Here is a 15667-nt window from a genome sequence, read left to right as displayed (position 1 = left end):
TCCAAGTAGGAAAGTGAGGAGTCATCATGGACGGCATCACTCCGGAGCAGGCGCGTTCGGCACTCGACGCGGCTGGTCAGGCGCGGCGGAAGATGGCCGCGGAAGTCGGATTGCCCCGCGGTTACTGGTGGGGAATGGCTTGCGGCTGGCTGGCTTTGGGAGCCCTGGGCGATCTGGGCCCGGACTGGTTGGCAGCGGTCGCGACCTTGGCGTTCGGGGCCGCGCACGCGACGGTGGCGTCGCGGCTGCTCGATGGCCGCCGCCGCACCGGTGGGGTCCAGGTCAGCGCCGAGGTGGCCGGGCGGCGCACGCCGCTGGTCGTGATCGGCATGCTGGTGGGCCTGGTCGCGCTGACCGTGGCCGCGGCGATCGCGCTCGACGCCGACGGGGCGGGGCATCCGCGCATCTGGTCGGCGCTGCTGGTGGCCGCGGTCATCGGTTTCGGCGGGCCCGAGCTGCTGGCGGCGGGACGGCGGTGGGTGCGCGCGTGAGCGAGGCCCGTTTCGACGAACTGATCCACCCGAGCACGCGCCTGACGCTGGTGGCCACGCTCGCCGCGGCCGACTGGGCGGAGTTCGCGTTCCTCAAAGAGCGCCTGGGACTGTCGGATTCGGCGCTGTCCAAGCAGTTGGCGACCCTCGAGGAAGCCGGGTACGTCAGTACCGAGCGTCGCCTCGAGGGCAGTCGCCGCAAGGTGCGGGCCCGCTTGACCGACGCCGGGCGCACCGCCTTCGACGGGCATATCGCGGCGTTGCGCGAGATCGTCGCGGGCGCCACCGCACCCGGCGAGCCGCTCGGGTAGGCGGCCGCCGATGGGCTGGGAGCGGTTGATCAGGTGCGGGCCGGGCGGCGGGCGGGCTGTTCACCGCGCGCGGGGCGGCGCTGCTGGGGCGGCTCGGGTCGCGCCTGACGGCGCTGGGGCTCCTCGGCGCGGGCCTGCCGGCGCGGCGGTTCCTCGGTCCGCGGCTGGCGGCGCGTCGGCTGCTCGGCCGCGTGCCACTGGTGATGTTCGGCGACCGCGTAGTGCTCGGCCTCGTAGTGCTCGGGCCCGCCGTTGCGGTCGGCCATGGCGCGCGCCGACCACCGGATGGCGTAGGCGACCCAGAAACACGGCAACGACGCGGCCAGGAAGATCACTCCCGCGGCGAGCAATCCGGAGCCGACGCCGAGCACCAGCAACTCCCAGCGCGGATAGCAGGTGGCGGTGCCCGTGCAGTCGCCGTAGGTCCGCTGACCGTACTCCCAGGCGAACAGGCCCACACCCGAGCCGAGGGTCGACGCGAGCAGGAAGTTCGCGATGTACCAGCAGCGCACCAGTTTTCGGGCGAAGATGAGCGCGCCGAGCTGTCCGGAACCGAGACTGTCCGCGACGTCGTCCCCGACGCCCAGATGTCGGCCCCAGCCCGACGGCTCGGCAGGCTCGGCTACATCGGAGTTACTGGCATACCGGCTTGCGGTCATCCTGCGCGATCCTTCTGCACCTCGAACAGTCCACCGGCACAGGTTGATTCGCAATGCCTACCCGAACTGAATCCAAACTGGGTCGATCATCGCAGCGTCACGGCATTCGCGCCGTCCTTGTGGCGGAATCGGCGCTTATGAGACGGCGTCGCCGGGCCGGGATCGGGGTTCGGCCCGGCGACGCCGGGGTTCGCGGCGCCCGCTGCGCGGCGGGGACGCGGGAGGCGAGTCTCGGGGAAGAGGACTCGCGTGGTGTCCGATCACCGGTGGGTGTCTGCGCTTCGTCACCCCGGCGATTCGGACAATCGGAACGTTAGCGATGTAGTAGCTGAATTGCGCTGTGAGCGCAGGAATTAGGGGATTGTTAGGGGAACCCCCACCTTTCGACCTCGGACCTGGGCAGCCGACTGATTGCCGGTGATCGCGAATTGCGTTGGCGGGGTGACCGGTTCGCACCGAGTAGTCCGATACGCGCATATCGCGGGTGCTGAACACCGACACTTGCCTCTATGCGCCAATGGCGTCGCAGGGTTCTCATTCATCCCGTTCATCTGGGGAGATGATCGACAATGATCCGCTCACGCACCTCGGCCGTGTCCGTGTTCGCCACCTGTCTCGCCGCGGCCGCGGCGCTCGTGCTGGGCGCGCCCGACGCGTCGGCCTACGTCAGCAGCGTGACCATCGCGACCGGTACCAGCATCGGCGGCGGCTACGGCACCAACTGCGCCTACACGGTCACCGTCAACGGCAGCCCCAACGAGTACGTGTGGCTCTACGACAGCGCCTCGGCGACGTTCAGTCCGCAGCAGTTCAGCCTGGGCAGCGGCGGCACCGCCACCTCGAGTTGGACGCCGACCTCCACGGGCACCCATTACGTGCAGGCCTGGACCTACAACGGCTCGCAGTGGGCGACGGTCACCGTCGGCACCGGCATCAACCTCGGCAGCGCGTGCGTGGTCACCAAGTGAGCCGGTCCGGGGCCGGGTGTGCGCTCACACCCGGGCCCGGGCATTACTCTTGACCCGGTGCAGACCGAGCAGCCTCCCGCCGAGGAGCCCCGCATCTGGGGCGGAACCACCCTCACCGAACGCCGTGAGGCGCGCCGCACCGCGCTGCTCGAGGCCGCACTGGACCTGATCGGCGAATCCGGGGCGGGCGCGGTCACCATGCGCGCGGTGTGCCGGCGCGCCACGCTGACCGACCGCTATTTCTACGAATCCTTCGCCAGCCGCGACGAACTGCTCGACGTGCTCTACCGCCAGATCGCCGACGAGTTCCTGGATCCGATGACGGCGTTCGCGGTCGCCGATGATCCCGATCGGGATCGCGCGCTGTCGGAAGCGCTGGTGGACAAGGTGCTGCAGGATCCGCGCAAGTCGCGACTGTTCCTGGTGGAGCCGTATTCGTCGACGGGGCTGGGCCAGACCACGATCGCGGTCATGCCCGCGTTCACCCGCCTGATCCAGGATCACCTGTTCGCCCACATCGATGATCCGGTGCGGCGGCGGCTGGCCGCGGTCACCATGGCCAGCGGCAATGCGGGCATGTTCTCGGCGTGGCTCAACGGCACGCTGCGCGCCACGCGCGATCAGATCGTGGACCATCTGGTGGCGACCATCGACGCCTATCGCGGCATGTATCGCTGACCCTCCCACCGGATCGGTTGCGGCGTGGATGCGGGCGACCGCGGTCACATCGGGTTGCGAGGCGCGGCGCCGGGGTGTTTACTCGCTGACGCAAGGTGCCGTCGTTAGCTGAGGCTCCTTCACGGATACAGGCCGGCGATCCCGAACGTCGAGAGACGCCCCGGATCAGGACAGGCTTCCCCGAGCTAAGGGGATGCCCCGACCGGCTCCCGCCCTGGTGGCGGGTTACGCCGTGGAGTGCTGAAGGTCTTACGAGGGGTGGTACCCGTGCCGGCGATTCCCCGCCGGTCCCACTCCCCCGGCATGGACGCGACCCGATGGTCGCGTTGCGCGCGTGTGTGGAGGAGGTGGTGGTCGTGCCCGATAGACCGGACCGAGTTCCGTTAGCCAATCGTTCACCAGGCGACACTCCGCTCATCCTCAGGCCGCTGCCGCGCACCCGGTAGCGTCCACTTCCGAGTGCGCCGTCATCCGCTGGGAGATCGAGATGACCACCTGGGAAATGCTGCTCCGCCTGGCCACCGGCGTCGGGTTGGGCGCGATCATCGGATTCGAGCGCCAGTTCCGGGCCCGCATGGCCGGGCTGCGCACCAACGCACTGGTCGCCGCCGGTGCGACCCTGTTCGTGCTGCTGTCCGCGCACGGCTTCAACGGCGCCACCGCCGACCCGACCCGCGTTGCGGCGCAGATCGTTTCGGGTATCGGCTTCCTGGGCGCGGGCGTGATCCTGCGCGACGGGTTCAATATCCGCGGCCTCAATACCGCTGCCACGCTGTGGTGTTCGGCCGCGGTCGGCGCGCTGGCGGGTGCGGGCATGTACTCGACGGCCGCGGCGGGCACGGTCGCGGTGGTGGTGGTCAATACCGCGCTGCGCACGGTCGCCCGGTCGGTGGACCGTCCGCTCGCCGACGGCACCGACGCCCAGGACGCGTTGTACGCCTTCCACGCCGACACCGACGACGCGCACGAGGCGCAGGTGCGGGCGTTGCTGGTGCAGTCGTTGACGCGCACCGACTTGCGGCTGGTGTCCATCTCGAGTCACGACACGTCCCCGGGGCGGGTGCAGGTGCGGGCCGAGCTCACCGGCGATCGTCGCGACGATCGCCAGATGGAGTCCGCGGTGAGCCGTCTGAGCCTGGAGCCGGCGGTGACCAGCGTCGGCTGGCGCACGGTGCCACGGCCGGTGGAAACCGAGCAGTGAGCCGCTTCAGACCATGGCCGAGGGGATGACGGTGGTGAGCCCGCCGTCGACGAGCAGGTCCTGGCCGGTGATGTAGGAGGCGTCCGCGGAGGCCAGGAACGCGACCGCGGCGGCCACATCGTCGGAGGTGCCGATGCGAGCGAGCGCTACCCGCGAGGCCGCCTCGGCCTGGGTCTCGGGTGTGGTCTCGGCACGGAAGGCGGGGGTGTCGGTGTAGCCCGGGCTGATGGAATTCACCCGAATCCCCCGAGGCGCCAGCTCCGCCGCCAGGGTCCGCGCCAAGGAATCGACCGCGGCCTTGGTGGCGGTGTACAGGGCGGCACCGGGCGCACCCCGATAGGTGGCGAACGAGGCGTTGATGACGATCGCGCCACCCGCCGACACCAGCGGCAGGACCTGCTGGACGGTGAAGAACACCGACTTGAAGTTCAGGCCCACGATCCGATCGAACTCCTCGGCGGTGACAGCGGTGAACGGCTGGAACGCCCCGACCCCCGCATTCACGAACACCACATCCAGCCGCCCGAACCGCTCGCCGACCGTTCGACCCAGCGCGGCAAGATCCTCGGCGTCGGTGACGTCGCCGGGGATGGCGGTCGCGCGCTCCCCCAGCTCGGCGACGGCGGCGTCGAGCCGACTCTTGTCCCGCCCGGTGATGATCACCTCCGCGCCTTCGGCAATGAGGCGCTGCGCCGTGGCCAGCCCCATCCCGCTGCTGCCACCGGTAATGAGGGCGATCTTGTTCTCGTAGCGGATCCCGTTGTGCGTCATGGCTTCAGCGTGCCGGGCCACGCCATGGGTAAACAGTGCGCACTCATCGTGGGTGTGACACCACCACCTTGCGCGGCCGCCACCGTTTCACGCGGGTGGGGCCAGGCGGAGGCGGTGCAAACGGTCGAGGGCTTCGGCGGTGTCGGTGTCGGGGCGCGGGTTGTAGAGGACGACGTGTTGGTCGGGGTGGTCGGCGAGAGTCAATGTGGTGGTGTCGAAGTGGAGTTCGCCGACTTCTGGGTGGTGGAGGGCGTTGACGGCTTGAGCCGGGGTGCCGACGTCGTGGCGGGACCACAGGTCGGCGAATTCGGGGCTGCGCCGGGCGAGGTCGGTGATGACGGCGTCGAAGCCGGGGTCGTCGGGGCAGGGGGCGGAGTCGGCGCGGTAGGCGGCGACGACGGCGGGGGCGGCTCGGGTCCAGTGGTGGGGCATGGCCAGGTAGCGGGGGTTGGTGAAGTAGGTGATGAGGCAGTTGTGGCCGGGGGCCTCGTAACCGAAGACGGCGCGGGCGGCGTCGTTGTAGGCAAGCACGGTCCAGTAGCGGTTGCGGAGGACGGCGGGGCGGGGGCCCCAGGCGTCGAGGAGGTTCCGGGTCTCGGGGGTGATGCCAGCGGTGGCGGTGCCGGAGCGGCAGGGTGGGTTGAGGCCGGCGAGGACGTACAGGTGGGTGCGTTCGGGGCCGTCGAGCAGCAGGGCGGCGGCGATGGCGTCGAGGACGTCGGTGGAGACGGTGATGTCGCGGCCCTGTTCGAGCCAGGTGTACCAGGAGACGCCGACTCCGGCGAGGACGGCGACTTCTTCGCGGCGCAGGCCGGGGGTGCGGCGGCGGCCTGCGGTGGGAAGTCCGACCTGGTCGGGGGTGATGCGGGCGCGTCTGTCGCGCAGGAACTCTCGCAGTTGGTCGCGGCGCGCACCCGGGGTGGTCATATCTCACGCTAACAATCACGGGGCCCCTTTCGTTCCGGCGGCGGTTAGCATGTGACCGGATTTCGGGTTTCGAGGGGGTGCGATGCGGCAGATTCTGGTGGCGGCGCTGGTGGCACTGGTGGTGTCGATCACGGTGACGCCGTTGCTGATTCGGCTGTTCACGCGGCAGCGGTGGGGGCAGGCGATCCGCTCGGATGGCCCGGCGAGTCATTTGTCCAAGCGGGGCACGCCGACCATGGGCGGGTTGGCGATCCTGGTCGCGATCTGGTGCGGGTACGGGGCGGCGACGCTGGTGGGGCGGCATTTCGACGGGCGGGGCGCGTCGGCGTCGGGGCTGCTGGTGCTGGGGTTGGCGACGGCATTGGGGGCGGTGGGGTTCGTCGACGACGCGATCAAGTTGTCGCAGCGGCGCTCGCTGGGGTTGACGGCGTCGGGCAAGATCGTCGGCCAGTTGTGCGCGGCAGTGGTGTTCGGGGTGTTGGCGTTGCGGTTCCGCGGCGGGTCGGGGCTGACGCCGGGCAGCAAGCAGATCTCGATCGTGCGCGACATCTCCACGGTGTCCCTGGCGGTCGCGGGGTTTCTGGTGGTGGCGTGCATCATCGTGGTGGCCTGGTCGAACGCGGTCAACATCACCGACGGCCTGGACGGTTTGGCGGCGGGTTCGGTGGGGTTGGCGCTGGGTTCGTATGTGCTGATCACGTTCTGGCAGTACGCGCACGCGTGCGCGACCAGGGCGGTGCCGGGCTGCTACACGGTGCGCGATCCGCTGGATCTGTCGGTGGTGTGCGCGGCGGGCGCGGCGGCGTGCGTGGGATTCCTGTGGTGGAACGCGGCTCCGGCGAAGATCTTCATGGGCCACACGGGGTCGCTGGCGTTGGGCGGGCTGCTGGCGGGGCTGTCGATCACCACGCGCACCGAACTGCTGATGATCGCGGTCGGCGCGCTGTTCGTGGCCGAGATCGCGTCGGTGGCCTTGCAGATCGTCATGTTCCGCACCACCCGCACCCGAGTGTTCAAGATGGCCCCGTTCCATCACCATTTCGAGCTGACCGGCTGGCCGGAGACCACGGTGATCATCCGATTCTGGCTGCTGGCGGCGATCTCGGCGGCGACGGGCTTGCTGTTCTTCTACGCCGAGCACCTGGCCTCGTCGGGACCGCGACGCTGAGAAACGCGAAAGCCCACCCGGGACAATGGTTTCCGGGTGGGCTTTCGACGGTGTTATCTCAGTGCACGACCGCGGGCGCGTCGGCCGCGGCCGGGGTCGCCGGTTTGGTGCGCGGCAGGAAGAACGCCGGGATCAGCGTCGCCAGCAGCAGCACGGTGGCCACCACGAAGGTGTGGGCGAACGCCTGGGCGGCTTGATCGAAGCCGTCGGCGAGGACCTGCGGCGGAACCTGCTGGGAGATGCGCGGATCGTAGTGCGATCCGATGGCCATCTTGGCTTCGGGCCGGTGGTTGAGCAGGGTGGTCAGCACCACGGAAATGGTTGCGGTGCCGATGGATCCGGCGGTCTGGTTGACGATGTTCATCAGGGTGGAACCGCGCGCGACCTCACCGTGGGTGAGGGTCTGGATGGCGGCGGTCATGGTCGGCATCATGGTGCAGCCCATGCCCAGACCCATGACGAACAGCACCCCGCACAGCAGCGGGTAGGGGGTGTCGGCCTTGACCTGGGTCAACGCGGCCATCGACAGCGTCATGATGGAGATACCGGTGAGCACGATCTTGCCAGGCCCGATCTTGTCGACCAGGCGGCCCGCGATCGGCATGGTCAGCATCGCGCCCAGACCCTGCGGTGCGATGAGCAGACCGGCGGCCAGGGTGGATTCACCGCGCACCTGCTGCAGATACGAGGGCAGCAGCAGACCGGAGCCGAAGAACGCCATGGCGAACAGGGTCATGGTCATGACGGCGTAGCGCAGCGACTTGTTCTTGAACAGCCGCAGGTCGATGAGCGGGTGCTCGGTGCGCAGGGCGTGGAAGACGAACGCGATCAGCAGGCCCGCGCCGATGATGGCGGGGATGAGCACCTTGGCCGATTTGATGGTGCCTTCGCCGGGGATGGAGGACACGCCGAACAGGAAGGCGGCCAGGCCGGGCGAGGCGAGCAGCATGCCCAGGAAGTCGAAACTCTGCGACGGCTCGGGATTGTCGCGCGGGAAGATCGTGTAGGCCAGGACCAGCGCGATGATGCCGATGGGCAGGTTGATCAGGAAGATCCAGTGCCAGCTGAAGGAGTCGATGAGCCAGCCGCCCAGGATGGGGCCGCCGATGGGGCCCAGCAGCATCGGCACGCCGAGCACGGCCATGACGCGGCCGATGCGGGTGGGGCCCGCGGCGTGGGTCATGATCGTCATACCCAGCGGCATGAGCATGCCGCCGCCGAGACCCTGGATGACGCGGAAGGCGATGAGGGACTCGATGTTCCAGGCCGTCGAGCACAGCACCGAGCCGATCACGAAGAACACCAGCGCCATCATGTAGAGGCGTTTGGTGCCGAATCGGTCGGCGGCCCAGCCCGTGAGGGGGATGACGGTGGCCAGCGCGAGGGTGTAGCCGGTCATGGACCAGGCGGCGATGGCGTAGGTGGTGTCGAAGTCGTGCTGGAAGGTGGGGATGGCGACGGTCACGACCGTGACGTCGAGGATCGACATGATGGCGCCGAGCACCACGACACCGGCGATTTTGAAGACGCCGATGTCCAGCTTGTCGTCGGCGGAGTCGGCCGCCTTGGTATCCGGAGGGGTGGTCACCGCTTCAGCCTGCCAGCCGGTCGGTGCGGACACCAGCACATTTTTCTCTCGGCGTGGATCGGAATGCTCACGAGCGGGTCCTTCCTGCCGCGCGACTGTCGCTCCGAGGTGGGACAAGCGAATCATACCGAGCAGTAGCAAACATGAGGCGACCGCGCAGCGGCCCGAGCAGCACACTCCGCGCGCGTACGCTGGCGTTTTCAGCGAACCCCCCGGCGAGGAGAACATCGCGATGACCGACCCGGTAGTGGGCCTGACCGGTACGCTGACCTCGCCGATCCGGGGCGCGGGAGCCCTCGGTGAGGTACTGGTCGCCATCCGAGGGGGAACCGAGCTCTACATCGCGCGCGCGGACGAGCCGCTGCCCGCCGGTGCGCCGGTACTGGTGGTCGCCGCTCATCCCGGCCGTCTCGTCGATGTTGTTGCGTGGGTCCCGCTTCCGGGCGATTGATTCAACGGAAATGCTCGGGAACCACGTTCGAGGGGAAATACACGATGCTGGGTTATCACGTACCCGATCCCGATGAGGCGATGCTGGTCAGCGGTGGCCGTCACGGCAAGGACGGCGGCGCGCCGTTCCGGGTGATCATCGGTCACGGCGCCTGGGTGGTGCCGTTGTTCCGCAAGGTGCGGTATCTGTCGCTGGCGATGTTCGAGGCCGAGATCGGTGAACGCTGCGTCACCAAACAGGCCATCCAGCTCGACGTGCGGGCGGTGATCGCGTTCAAGGTCGCCAATGACGAGCAGTCGATCGTCAATGCGGCGCAACGGTTCCTGTCCGAGCAGGAGAAGGAGATGAGCGTGCTGACCGGGCGCATCTTCTCCGGTCATCTGCGCTCGATCGTGGGGTCGATGACGGTCGAGGAGATCATTCGCGAGCGCCAGAAGCTGGCCGACGAGGTGCTGGTGGCCTCGAAGGTGGAGATGAGCAATATCGGGTTGTGGGTGGACTCGTTCCAGATCCAGCACATCGATGACGGCAATCTGGGCTACATCTCCGCCCTGGCCGCCCCGCACAATGCCGCGGTGCAGCGTGACGCGCAGATCGCGCAGGCCGCGGCCGCCCAGCTGGCCGCCCAGGCCGAGCAGGAGTCCCAGCGCAAGCAGGCCGAGTATCAGCGCGAGACCGCGATCCTGCGGGCGCAGTATCAGCGCGATATCGACAAGGCCAATGCCGAAGCCGCGCAGGCGGGTCCGCTCGCGCAGGCCACCGCCATGCAGGAGGTGCTGGCCGCTCAGGCCGAGCAGGCGCGCAAGCAGGCGGAGTTGCGGGAGCAGCAGTTGCAGGCCGAGGTGGTCAAACCCGCTCTGGCAGAGGCGGATCGGGTGCGCATTCTCGCCGAGGCCGAAGCCGACCGCACCCGGATCCAGGCCGAGGCCGCGGCGTCGAACAATCGGATCGCGCTCGATCAGCTGCTGATCGAGCAGTTGCCCGAGATCGTGAAGCAGGCCGCCGGCGGGCTGTCGAAGGCGAATCTGACGGTGCTCAATGGTCCCGACGGGGTGTCGGAGATCGTCAACGGGATGGTGGGCCAGGGGTTGACGGTCTTCAATTCGTTGCAAAAGGCACTTTCCTCCAACAATGATCAGCCCGCGGACTAGAGTGACCGCCAGAGGGACGCGGCGACGAGGAGCGGGTGTTTAGGTGTCCATCGGGAAATTGGTGTCGTTCGACAGCTCTCGGGGTTTCGGGTTCATCCGTCCGGAAGACGGCGGCCCGGATGTGTTCGTGCATGTCAACGACATCGGGTTGGATGAGGACGAGCTGCGCCAGGGGCGGGTTTTCGAATTCGATGTGACCGAGGGTGATCGGGGTCCGAAGGCGATCAATCTGGCGGTGGTGCCGGGTCAGCCGGCGGCGCCGGTGCGGCACAAGGGTAAGGAGCATCGCGCCGCGGGGCAGATGACCGCGGCCGAGCATCGCCGGTTGATCACCGAACTGCTGTTGGATGCCTCGCCGCAGTTGACGGCGGCGGAGATCATCACGATTCGGGATCGGCTCACCTCGTTCGCCGACGCGCACGGGTGGCTCGAAAACTGACCGGTTCGCATTACGATCGGTCTCGGATCCGCCGCGAACCGAGGAGGCCGTGTGCTGTTGCCCGTCATGCCGCCGGTGAAACCGATGCTGGCCAAATCGGTGTCGGAGCTGCCCCGGGAGCCGGGGTTGCGGTTCGAACCGAAATGGGACGGCTTCCGCTGCATCGTGTTCCGCGATGGACCCGAGATCGAGCTGGGTTCCCGCAATGATCGGCCTCTGACCCGGTATTTCCCCGAACTGGTGGAACTACTGGGTCAGGCGCTGCCGCCGCGGTGCGTGGTGGACGGGGAGATCGTGGTCGTCACCGAGAACGGCCTGGATTTCGACACGCTGCAGCAGCGGCTGCATCCGGCGGCGTCACGGGTGAAGAAGCTGGCCGCGGAGACCCCCGCGAGTTTCGTGGGCTTCGACCTGCTGGCCTTGGGTGACGAGGATCTGACCGGGCGGCCGTTCGCCGAGCGGCGCGCTCTGCTCGAAACGGTGCTGGACGGCGCGCATCCGGGCACGCATCTGACGCCGATCACCGATGATCCCGATGTCGCCGCGGACTGGTTCACCCGGTTCGAGGGCGCGGGGTTCGACGGGGTGATGGCCAAGGCATCGGATCTGGCGTATCTGCAGGACAAGCGGGTGATGCTCAAGATCAAGCATGAGCGGACCGCCGATTGCGTGGTGGCCGGGTTCCGCTGGCACAAGGACGGCCAAGGGGTCGGGTCGCTGCTGCTGGGCCTGTTCGACGACGACGGCAATCTGCATCATGTCGGGGTGGCGTCGTCGTTCACCGCGGCGCGGCGCAAGGAACTGGTCGACGAGCTGGCCCCGTTGCGGAAGAACGCCCTGGACAACCATCCGTGGCGTTCCTGGGCCGATGCCGCCGCACAGGCCAAGGCCGACGGGAAGATGCCGGGCGGGGTGAGCCGCTGGACCGGCGGCAAGGATCTGTCGTGGGAGGCGTTGCGGCCGGAGCTGGTGGCGGAGGTGCGCTACGAGCATGTGATGGCCGGGCGTTTCCGCCACGGCGGCCGGCTGGTGCGGTTTCGCACCGACCGCACCCCCAAATCGTGTACCTACGCTCAGCTCGACGAGGTCGCGCCCGCCGAGCTGGCCGACATCTTCGCCGAGGCCAGAAATTCGAAAGGGACCGCGCGGTGAGTGATTCGGTGCAGATCGAGGTGTCCGGGCGCACGGTGCCGGTGTCGAATCCGGGCAAGGTGTACTTCTCCAAGCGCGGGGACACCAAGCTGGATCTGGTGAATTACTATCTGGCCGTCGCCGATCCGATCATGCGGACCATCGGCGGGCGGCCGGTGCTGCTGGAGCGCTACCCGGACGGGGCGTCGGGCAAGTCGTGGTTCCAGAAGCGTGTCCCGTCCTCGGCGCCGGACTGGTTGCAGACCACGGTCGTGTCCACCCCGAACGGCACCACCAGCGACGCGCTGGTCGCGGTCGATATGGCGCACATCGTGTGGGCGGTCAACTTGGGCTGCTTGGGTTTCCACGTCTGGCCCACCCATGCCGGGGCCGAGGCGGCGTCCACGTTCCTGCCGGTGCTCGACGCGGCCGGGAACGTGCTGCCGCCGACCGGGGTCACCGATGAGCTGCGCATCGATCTGGATCCCTCCCCCGGCATCGGTTTCGACGATCTGCGTGCCGCGGCGTTCGCGACCCGCGAGTTGTGCACGGAACTGGGTATCGATGTGCGGGTGAAGACGTCCGGTTCGCGCGGTCTGCACCTGTACGCGATGCTGGAACCGAACTGGGACGGCTACCAGGTCCGTGCCGCCGCGGTCGCGCTGGCTCGTGAACTCGAACGCCGCCACCCCGACGACATCACCGCGGCGTGGTGGAAAGAGGAGCGCGGTTCGCGGGTGTTCGTCGATTTCAACCAGAATGCCCCGCACAAAACGGTTTTCGGTGCGTGGTGCGCCCGCCCGAAGGTCGGCGCGCAGGTCTCCACCCCGATCTCGTGGGACGAGCTGGCCACGATCGTTCCCGACGACCTCACGATCGCCACCGTTCCCGCCCGCGTCGCCGAACTGGGCGACCCGTGGGCCGATCGCACCCCGCAGTCGCTGACTCCGCTGCTGGAGATGTCGGACAAGGACATGGCCGCGGGCTTGATGGACGCCCCGTGGCCGCCGGTGTATCCGAAGATGCCCAATGAGCCGCCGCGCGTGCAGCCCAGCAAGGCCCGCAAGGACGCCGACTAGCGGTACCGCATCCTCACAGCCAGGCGGCGTTGACGTTCGAGCGGCTCACCGATCGGGTGAACGACACCATGGCGGTCGACACACCGGGCGACGGTCACGGCCGATCCGACGAGGAAGACTGCCTACATGCGGGTGCGACGCCGACGGGTCGCGGACACGGGCTAGGCCGAGAGTGTCTGCGCGGGGGCGTGTTCGGTGCCTGCGCACCAGATCTTGCGGATGGCGCGGGTGGCGGTGATGTCGGCCAGCGGGTCGGCGTCGAGCAGGATCAGGTCGGCGCGCAGGCCGGGGGTGATGGCGCCGCGGTCGCTGAGGCCGAAGTGGCGGGCGGGCAGGGTGGTGGCGGCGTTGAGAGCGGCGACGGGGGTGAGACCGGCTCGGACGAGGAGTTCGAGTTCGTGGTGCAGGCTCGCGCCGTGGGGCGGGTGGAAGGGGATTCCGGGCATCTGATTGGCGTCGGTGCCCGCGAGGATGGGGACGCCCGCGGCGTGGAGGGCGCCGACGGTTTTCAGAGAGGCGGGGAGATACTGTGCGACGCCGTGGATTTCGGCGACGCCTTCCATCATGACGAGGGTGGGGATCACCACGTGGGCGCCGGTGGCCAGGCGGTCGATGTCGGCGGCGGGCAGGCGGGCTCCGATGGGGACGTGGGTGAGGGCGTCGACGCCGGCGTCGATGGCCATGGCGTACGCGCCGGGGGTGGAGGTGTGGGCGACGACGGTCAGGCCGCGAGCGTGGGCGGCGGTGACGACGGCCTTGGCGGTGTCGGCGTCGGGTCCGCCTTCGCCGGGGGCTTCCAGGATCAGCTTGATGTAGTCGCTACCGGCCGAGACGCGTTGCGCCACCATGGCTTCGGCCTCGTCCGGGTGGCGGATGATGCCGACGTCGGCGATGCCGGGGACGTGGGCGTGCACGCCGGCGGAACCGATGATCGGCGCTCCAGCACAGCGCACGGTGGTCGTGGCGGTGCGGGCGCGCGCCTGCTCGATCAGGGCGGTGTCGACCGATCCCATGTCCAGGGCGGTCGTGACGCCGTGGGCGGCATAGGTATCCAGCGCGTGCGGGCTGTCGAGGTGGACGTGGGCGTCGATGAGGCCCGGAATGAGGATGGCTCCGTCGGCGTCGAGGGTCTCGGCGCCGACGGGGTCGGTTCCCAGGACGGTGCCGTCGATGACGACGGTGGTCGGTGCGGTGATGGTGTGGCCGTCGAAGATTCGGACGTGACGGATGGCCAGCTTGTGGTTCGGCTCCCCCTGCATGCAGCCAATCTAGAACCCGTTGCAGCAGTGGGCAAGATCGACTCGCGGGTCAGGCGGCTCCGGCGGTGCGCTGCTCGGCGAGGGCGGCGGGTTGGCGGGCGCCGCGCAGGATCAGGTGCAGCAGGGCCACGAACAGGGTTTGGTCGACCGGACTCCAGCCCGCGGACATGCGGTTGTGCACGAATCCGACGGCGACACCGGAGTCGGGGTCGGCCCAGCCCATCGACCCGAACAGGCCCATGTGCCCGTAGCCGCGCGGGGCGTGCGGGGACGGGAAGCTGTGGTAGCCGACGTGCCAGAACGGGATGACCAGGGCGCGGTCGAGTTGGTAGGTGCGGATGCGTTGCAGGCCCCGAACGGTTTCCGGCGACAGGTAGGTGCGGCCGTCGACGGTGCCGCCGCCGGCCAGGGCGCTGTACATCTTGGCCAGGGCGGGCGCGGTGCACACCGCATTGCCGGCGGGCAGGGCGGTGTCGAGGATGGCGGGCCGGTCGCCGCGGAAGATCGATTCCAGACCGGGGACGTAGAGGGAGGAGATCGGGGATCGCAGCAGGCGCGGCAGTTGCGGGACGGCGGTGGCGACCGGGCCCGGAATGGTGTGCTCGGCCAGGTTTTTCAGCGATCCGACCAGGTCGGCGGGGCGGGTGCGGGATCCGGCGGGTGGGCGGCCCAGGTGGATGCCGTCGACGCCGAGGGGTTCGGCGACCTCGCTGCGGTAGAGGCGGGTCATGTCGTGGCCGGTGATGGCCCGGGCGAGGCCGGCCATGAGCCAGCCGATGGTGAGCGCGTGGTAGATCGGTTTGCCCAGCAGGTGATCGGGTTTCGCGGCCGCGAGGCGTTGTTCCATGAGTTCGTGGTCGAGGACTTCGTCGGGGGTGACGGCGGGCAGGCTCGAGAGTCCGGCGCGGTGGCTGAGCAGTTCGGTGACGGTGACGCGGGCTTTGCCGTTGGCGGCGAATTCGGGCCAGTATTCGGCGACGGGGGCGTCGTAGTCGAGCAGGCCGCGATCGGCCAGGCGGGCGAGCACGGTGGCCGAGACACCCTTGGACGCGGAGTACACCATGGCGCCGGTGTCGGCGGTCCAGGGTGTGCCGTGGGCGTCGGCGGCGCCGGCGTGGATGTCGACGACCGGTTCGCCGTCCTGATACACCGCGAGTGCGCCGCCGTTGCCGCGGCGTCCGGCCAGGACGCGGGCGAATGTCCGTATGGCGGAATCGAATCGGGGGTCGGCGGCGCCGTGGACTCCGGCGGGCAGTCCGGCAGCGGTGGCGGAGCTGTGGGTCGTCATCGGTCCACGGTAGCGGCGGCACCACCACCCCGGCAAGATGTGTCTGGGACAATTTTGGGGCGGGGTGGGAGGTTTCGACACCGGTGACGTGGGAACGGTTGCGCGCC

At 68.9% G+C, this 15667-nt stretch carries 17 protein-coding genes and 1 riboswitch; of the genes, 11 read left to right on the top strand and 6 right to left on the bottom strand.

The features are described from left to right. Positions 1-26: 26 nt before the first annotated feature. Together ACFRAQ_RS14500 and ACFRAQ_RS14495 are read left to right on the top strand one after the other, a co-directional pair. Positions 27-491, top strand: a complete 465-nt coding sequence (locus tag ACFRAQ_RS14500; RefSeq protein ID WP_379099107.1) for a hypothetical protein — start codon at positions 27-29, stop codon at positions 489-491. Next, positions 488-802, top strand: coding sequence for a transcriptional regulator (locus tag ACFRAQ_RS14495; protein ID WP_357276806.1), 315 nt, complete (start codon positions 488-490; stop codon positions 800-802). The genes ACFRAQ_RS14500 and ACFRAQ_RS14495 overlap by 4 nt, the downstream gene beginning before the upstream one ends. Before the next feature lie 29 nt (positions 803-831). Here ACFRAQ_RS14495 and ACFRAQ_RS14490 read toward each other — a convergent pair whose 3' ends face one another. Next, positions 832-1461 carry a hypothetical protein gene (locus tag ACFRAQ_RS14490; protein WP_379099105.1) on the bottom strand — a complete coding sequence of 210 codons (630 nt, stop codon included), beginning with the start codon at positions 1459-1461 and terminating at the stop codon, positions 832-834. A 569-nt stretch (positions 1462-2030) separates the two neighbouring features. Here ACFRAQ_RS14490 and ACFRAQ_RS14485 point away from each other — a divergent pair. The 3 genes from ACFRAQ_RS14485 to ACFRAQ_RS14475 all read left to right on the top strand — a co-directional run bounded on the left by ACFRAQ_RS14485 (position 2031) and on the right by ACFRAQ_RS14475 (position 4308). Next, complete coding sequence (locus ACFRAQ_RS14485; protein ID WP_379099102.1) at positions 2031-2429, top strand: hypothetical protein; 399 nt, start codon at positions 2031-2033, stop codon at positions 2427-2429. 57 nt (positions 2430-2486) lie between these two features. After that, positions 2487-3107 carry a TetR/AcrR family transcriptional regulator gene (locus ACFRAQ_RS14480; RefSeq protein ID WP_357276812.1) on the top strand — a complete coding sequence of 207 codons (621 nt, stop codon included), beginning with the start codon at positions 2487-2489 and terminating at the stop codon, positions 3105-3107. Positions 3108-3200: 93 nt separating this feature from the next. Next, a riboswitch (M-box (ykoK) riboswitch) is annotated at positions 3201-3374 on the top strand. Positions 3375-3594: 220 nt separating this feature from the next. After that, entirely contained in the window at positions 3595-4308 is a 714-nt protein-coding gene (locus ACFRAQ_RS14475; RefSeq protein WP_379099099.1) for an MgtC/SapB family protein, read from the top strand. 6 nt (positions 4309-4314) lie between these two features. On the opposite strand, the gene ACFRAQ_RS14470 is transcribed toward ACFRAQ_RS14475, so the two are convergent. Both ACFRAQ_RS14470 and ACFRAQ_RS14465 read right to left on the bottom strand, forming a co-directional pair. Then, positions 4315-5079 (bottom strand): SDR family NAD(P)-dependent oxidoreductase, encoded by a 765-nt coding sequence (locus ACFRAQ_RS14470; RefSeq protein WP_379099096.1) that lies wholly within the window; start codon positions 5077-5079, stop codon positions 4315-4317. A gap of 87 nt (positions 5080-5166) precedes the next feature. After that, entirely contained in the window at positions 5167-6006 is an 840-nt protein-coding gene (locus tag ACFRAQ_RS14465) for a helix-turn-helix transcriptional regulator (protein WP_379099093.1), read from the bottom strand. A gap of 82 nt (positions 6007-6088) precedes the next feature. Between ACFRAQ_RS14465 and mraY the strand changes: the two genes are divergently transcribed. Beyond that, a complete protein-coding gene (mraY, locus tag ACFRAQ_RS14460; protein ID WP_379099090.1) occupies positions 6089-7174 on the top strand; it encodes a phospho-N-acetylmuramoyl-pentapeptide-transferase in 1086 nt (361 codons plus the stop codon). A gap of 58 nt (positions 7175-7232) precedes the next feature. Here mraY and ACFRAQ_RS14455 read toward each other — a convergent pair whose 3' ends face one another. Further along, positions 7233-8762 (bottom strand): DHA2 family efflux MFS transporter permease subunit, encoded by a 1530-nt coding sequence (locus ACFRAQ_RS14455; protein ID WP_357277143.1) that lies wholly within the window; start codon positions 8760-8762, stop codon positions 7233-7235. Between the two features lie 232 nt (positions 8763-8994). Here ACFRAQ_RS14455 and ACFRAQ_RS14450 point away from each other — a divergent pair, with 232 nt between their 5' ends. Genes ACFRAQ_RS14450 through ACFRAQ_RS14430 form a run of 5 tightly spaced genes read left to right on the top strand, consistent with a single transcriptional unit; the run spans position 8995 to position 13013 of the window. Then, entirely contained in the window at positions 8995-9213 is a 219-nt protein-coding gene (locus tag ACFRAQ_RS14450) for a hypothetical protein (RefSeq protein WP_379099087.1), read from the top strand. 44 nt (positions 9214-9257) lie between these two features. Continuing rightward, positions 9258-10364, top strand: a complete 1107-nt coding sequence (locus ACFRAQ_RS14445; RefSeq protein ID WP_357276824.1) for an SPFH domain-containing protein — start codon at positions 9258-9260, stop codon at positions 10362-10364. 43 nt (positions 10365-10407) lie between these two features. Continuing rightward, positions 10408-10803, top strand: a complete 396-nt coding sequence (locus tag ACFRAQ_RS14440) for a cold-shock protein (RefSeq protein WP_379099083.1) — start codon at positions 10408-10410, stop codon at positions 10801-10803. A gap of 51 nt (positions 10804-10854) precedes the next feature. Then, positions 10855-11955 (top strand): ATP-dependent DNA ligase, encoded by a 1101-nt coding sequence (locus tag ACFRAQ_RS14435; RefSeq protein ID WP_379099080.1) that lies wholly within the window; start codon positions 10855-10857, stop codon positions 11953-11955. Beyond that, on the top strand, positions 11952-13013 hold the full coding sequence (locus ACFRAQ_RS14430; protein ID WP_379099077.1) for a DNA polymerase domain-containing protein: 1062 nt from the start codon (positions 11952-11954) through the stop codon (positions 13011-13013). Before ACFRAQ_RS14435 ends, ACFRAQ_RS14430 begins: the two co-directional genes overlap by 4 nt. Before the next feature lie 161 nt (positions 13014-13174). Here the strand turns inward: ACFRAQ_RS14430 and ACFRAQ_RS14425 are convergent, their stop codons facing one another. Together ACFRAQ_RS14425 and ACFRAQ_RS14420 are read right to left on the bottom strand one after the other, a co-directional pair. Then, positions 13175-14272: an amidohydrolase family protein gene (locus tag ACFRAQ_RS14425; RefSeq protein WP_379099074.1), complete on the bottom strand. Its 1098-nt coding sequence runs from the start codon at positions 14270-14272 to the stop codon at positions 13175-13177. Positions 14273-14321: 49 nt separating this feature from the next. Beyond that, on the bottom strand, positions 14322-15560 hold the full coding sequence (locus tag ACFRAQ_RS14420) for a serine hydrolase domain-containing protein (RefSeq protein WP_379099070.1): 1239 nt from the start codon (positions 15558-15560) through the stop codon (positions 14322-14324). Positions 15561-15667: the final 107 nt, after the last annotated feature.

Source organism: Nocardia sp. NPDC056611, from assembly GCF_042792755.1.
Lineage (GTDB): Bacteria > Actinomycetota > Actinomycetes > Mycobacteriales > Mycobacteriaceae > Nocardia.
This window is presented reverse-complemented; position numbering and strand designations above follow the sequence as displayed.

Excerpts from the sequence above, each read along its gene's own strand:
- ACFRAQ_RS14500 (WP_379099107.1), top strand. The coding sequence starts at position 27 with ATGGACGGCATCACTCCGGAGCAGGCGCGTTCGGCACTCGACGCGGCT.
- ACFRAQ_RS14490 (WP_379099105.1), bottom strand. The coding sequence starts at position 1,461 with ATGACCGCAAGCCGGTATGCCAGTAACTCCGATGTAGCCGAGCCTGCC.
- ACFRAQ_RS14485 (WP_379099102.1), top strand. The coding sequence starts at position 2,031 with ATGATCCGCTCACGCACCTCGGCCGTGTCCGTGTTCGCCACCTGTCTC.
- ACFRAQ_RS14475 (WP_379099099.1), top strand. The coding sequence starts at position 3,595 with ATGACCACCTGGGAAATGCTGCTCCGCCTGGCCACCGGCGTCGGGTTG.
- ACFRAQ_RS14470 (WP_379099096.1), bottom strand. The coding sequence starts at position 5,079 with ATGACGCACAACGGGATCCGCTACGAGAACAAGATCGCCCTCATTACC.
- ACFRAQ_RS14465 (WP_379099093.1), bottom strand. The coding sequence starts at position 6,006 with ATGACCACCCCGGGTGCGCGCCGCGACCAACTGCGAGAGTTCCTGCGC.
- mraY (WP_379099090.1), top strand. The coding sequence starts at position 6,089 with ATGCGGCAGATTCTGGTGGCGGCGCTGGTGGCACTGGTGGTGTCGATC.
- ACFRAQ_RS14450 (WP_379099087.1), top strand. The coding sequence starts at position 8,995 with ATGACCGACCCGGTAGTGGGCCTGACCGGTACGCTGACCTCGCCGATC.
- ACFRAQ_RS14445 (WP_357276824.1), top strand. The coding sequence starts at position 9,258 with ATGCTGGGTTATCACGTACCCGATCCCGATGAGGCGATGCTGGTCAGC.
- ACFRAQ_RS14425 (WP_379099074.1), bottom strand. The coding sequence starts at position 14,272 with ATGCAGGGGGAGCCGAACCACAAGCTGGCCATCCGTCACGTCCGAATC.
- ACFRAQ_RS14420 (WP_379099070.1), bottom strand. The coding sequence starts at position 15,560 with ATGACGACCCACAGCTCCGCCACCGCTGCCGGACTGCCCGCCGGAGTC.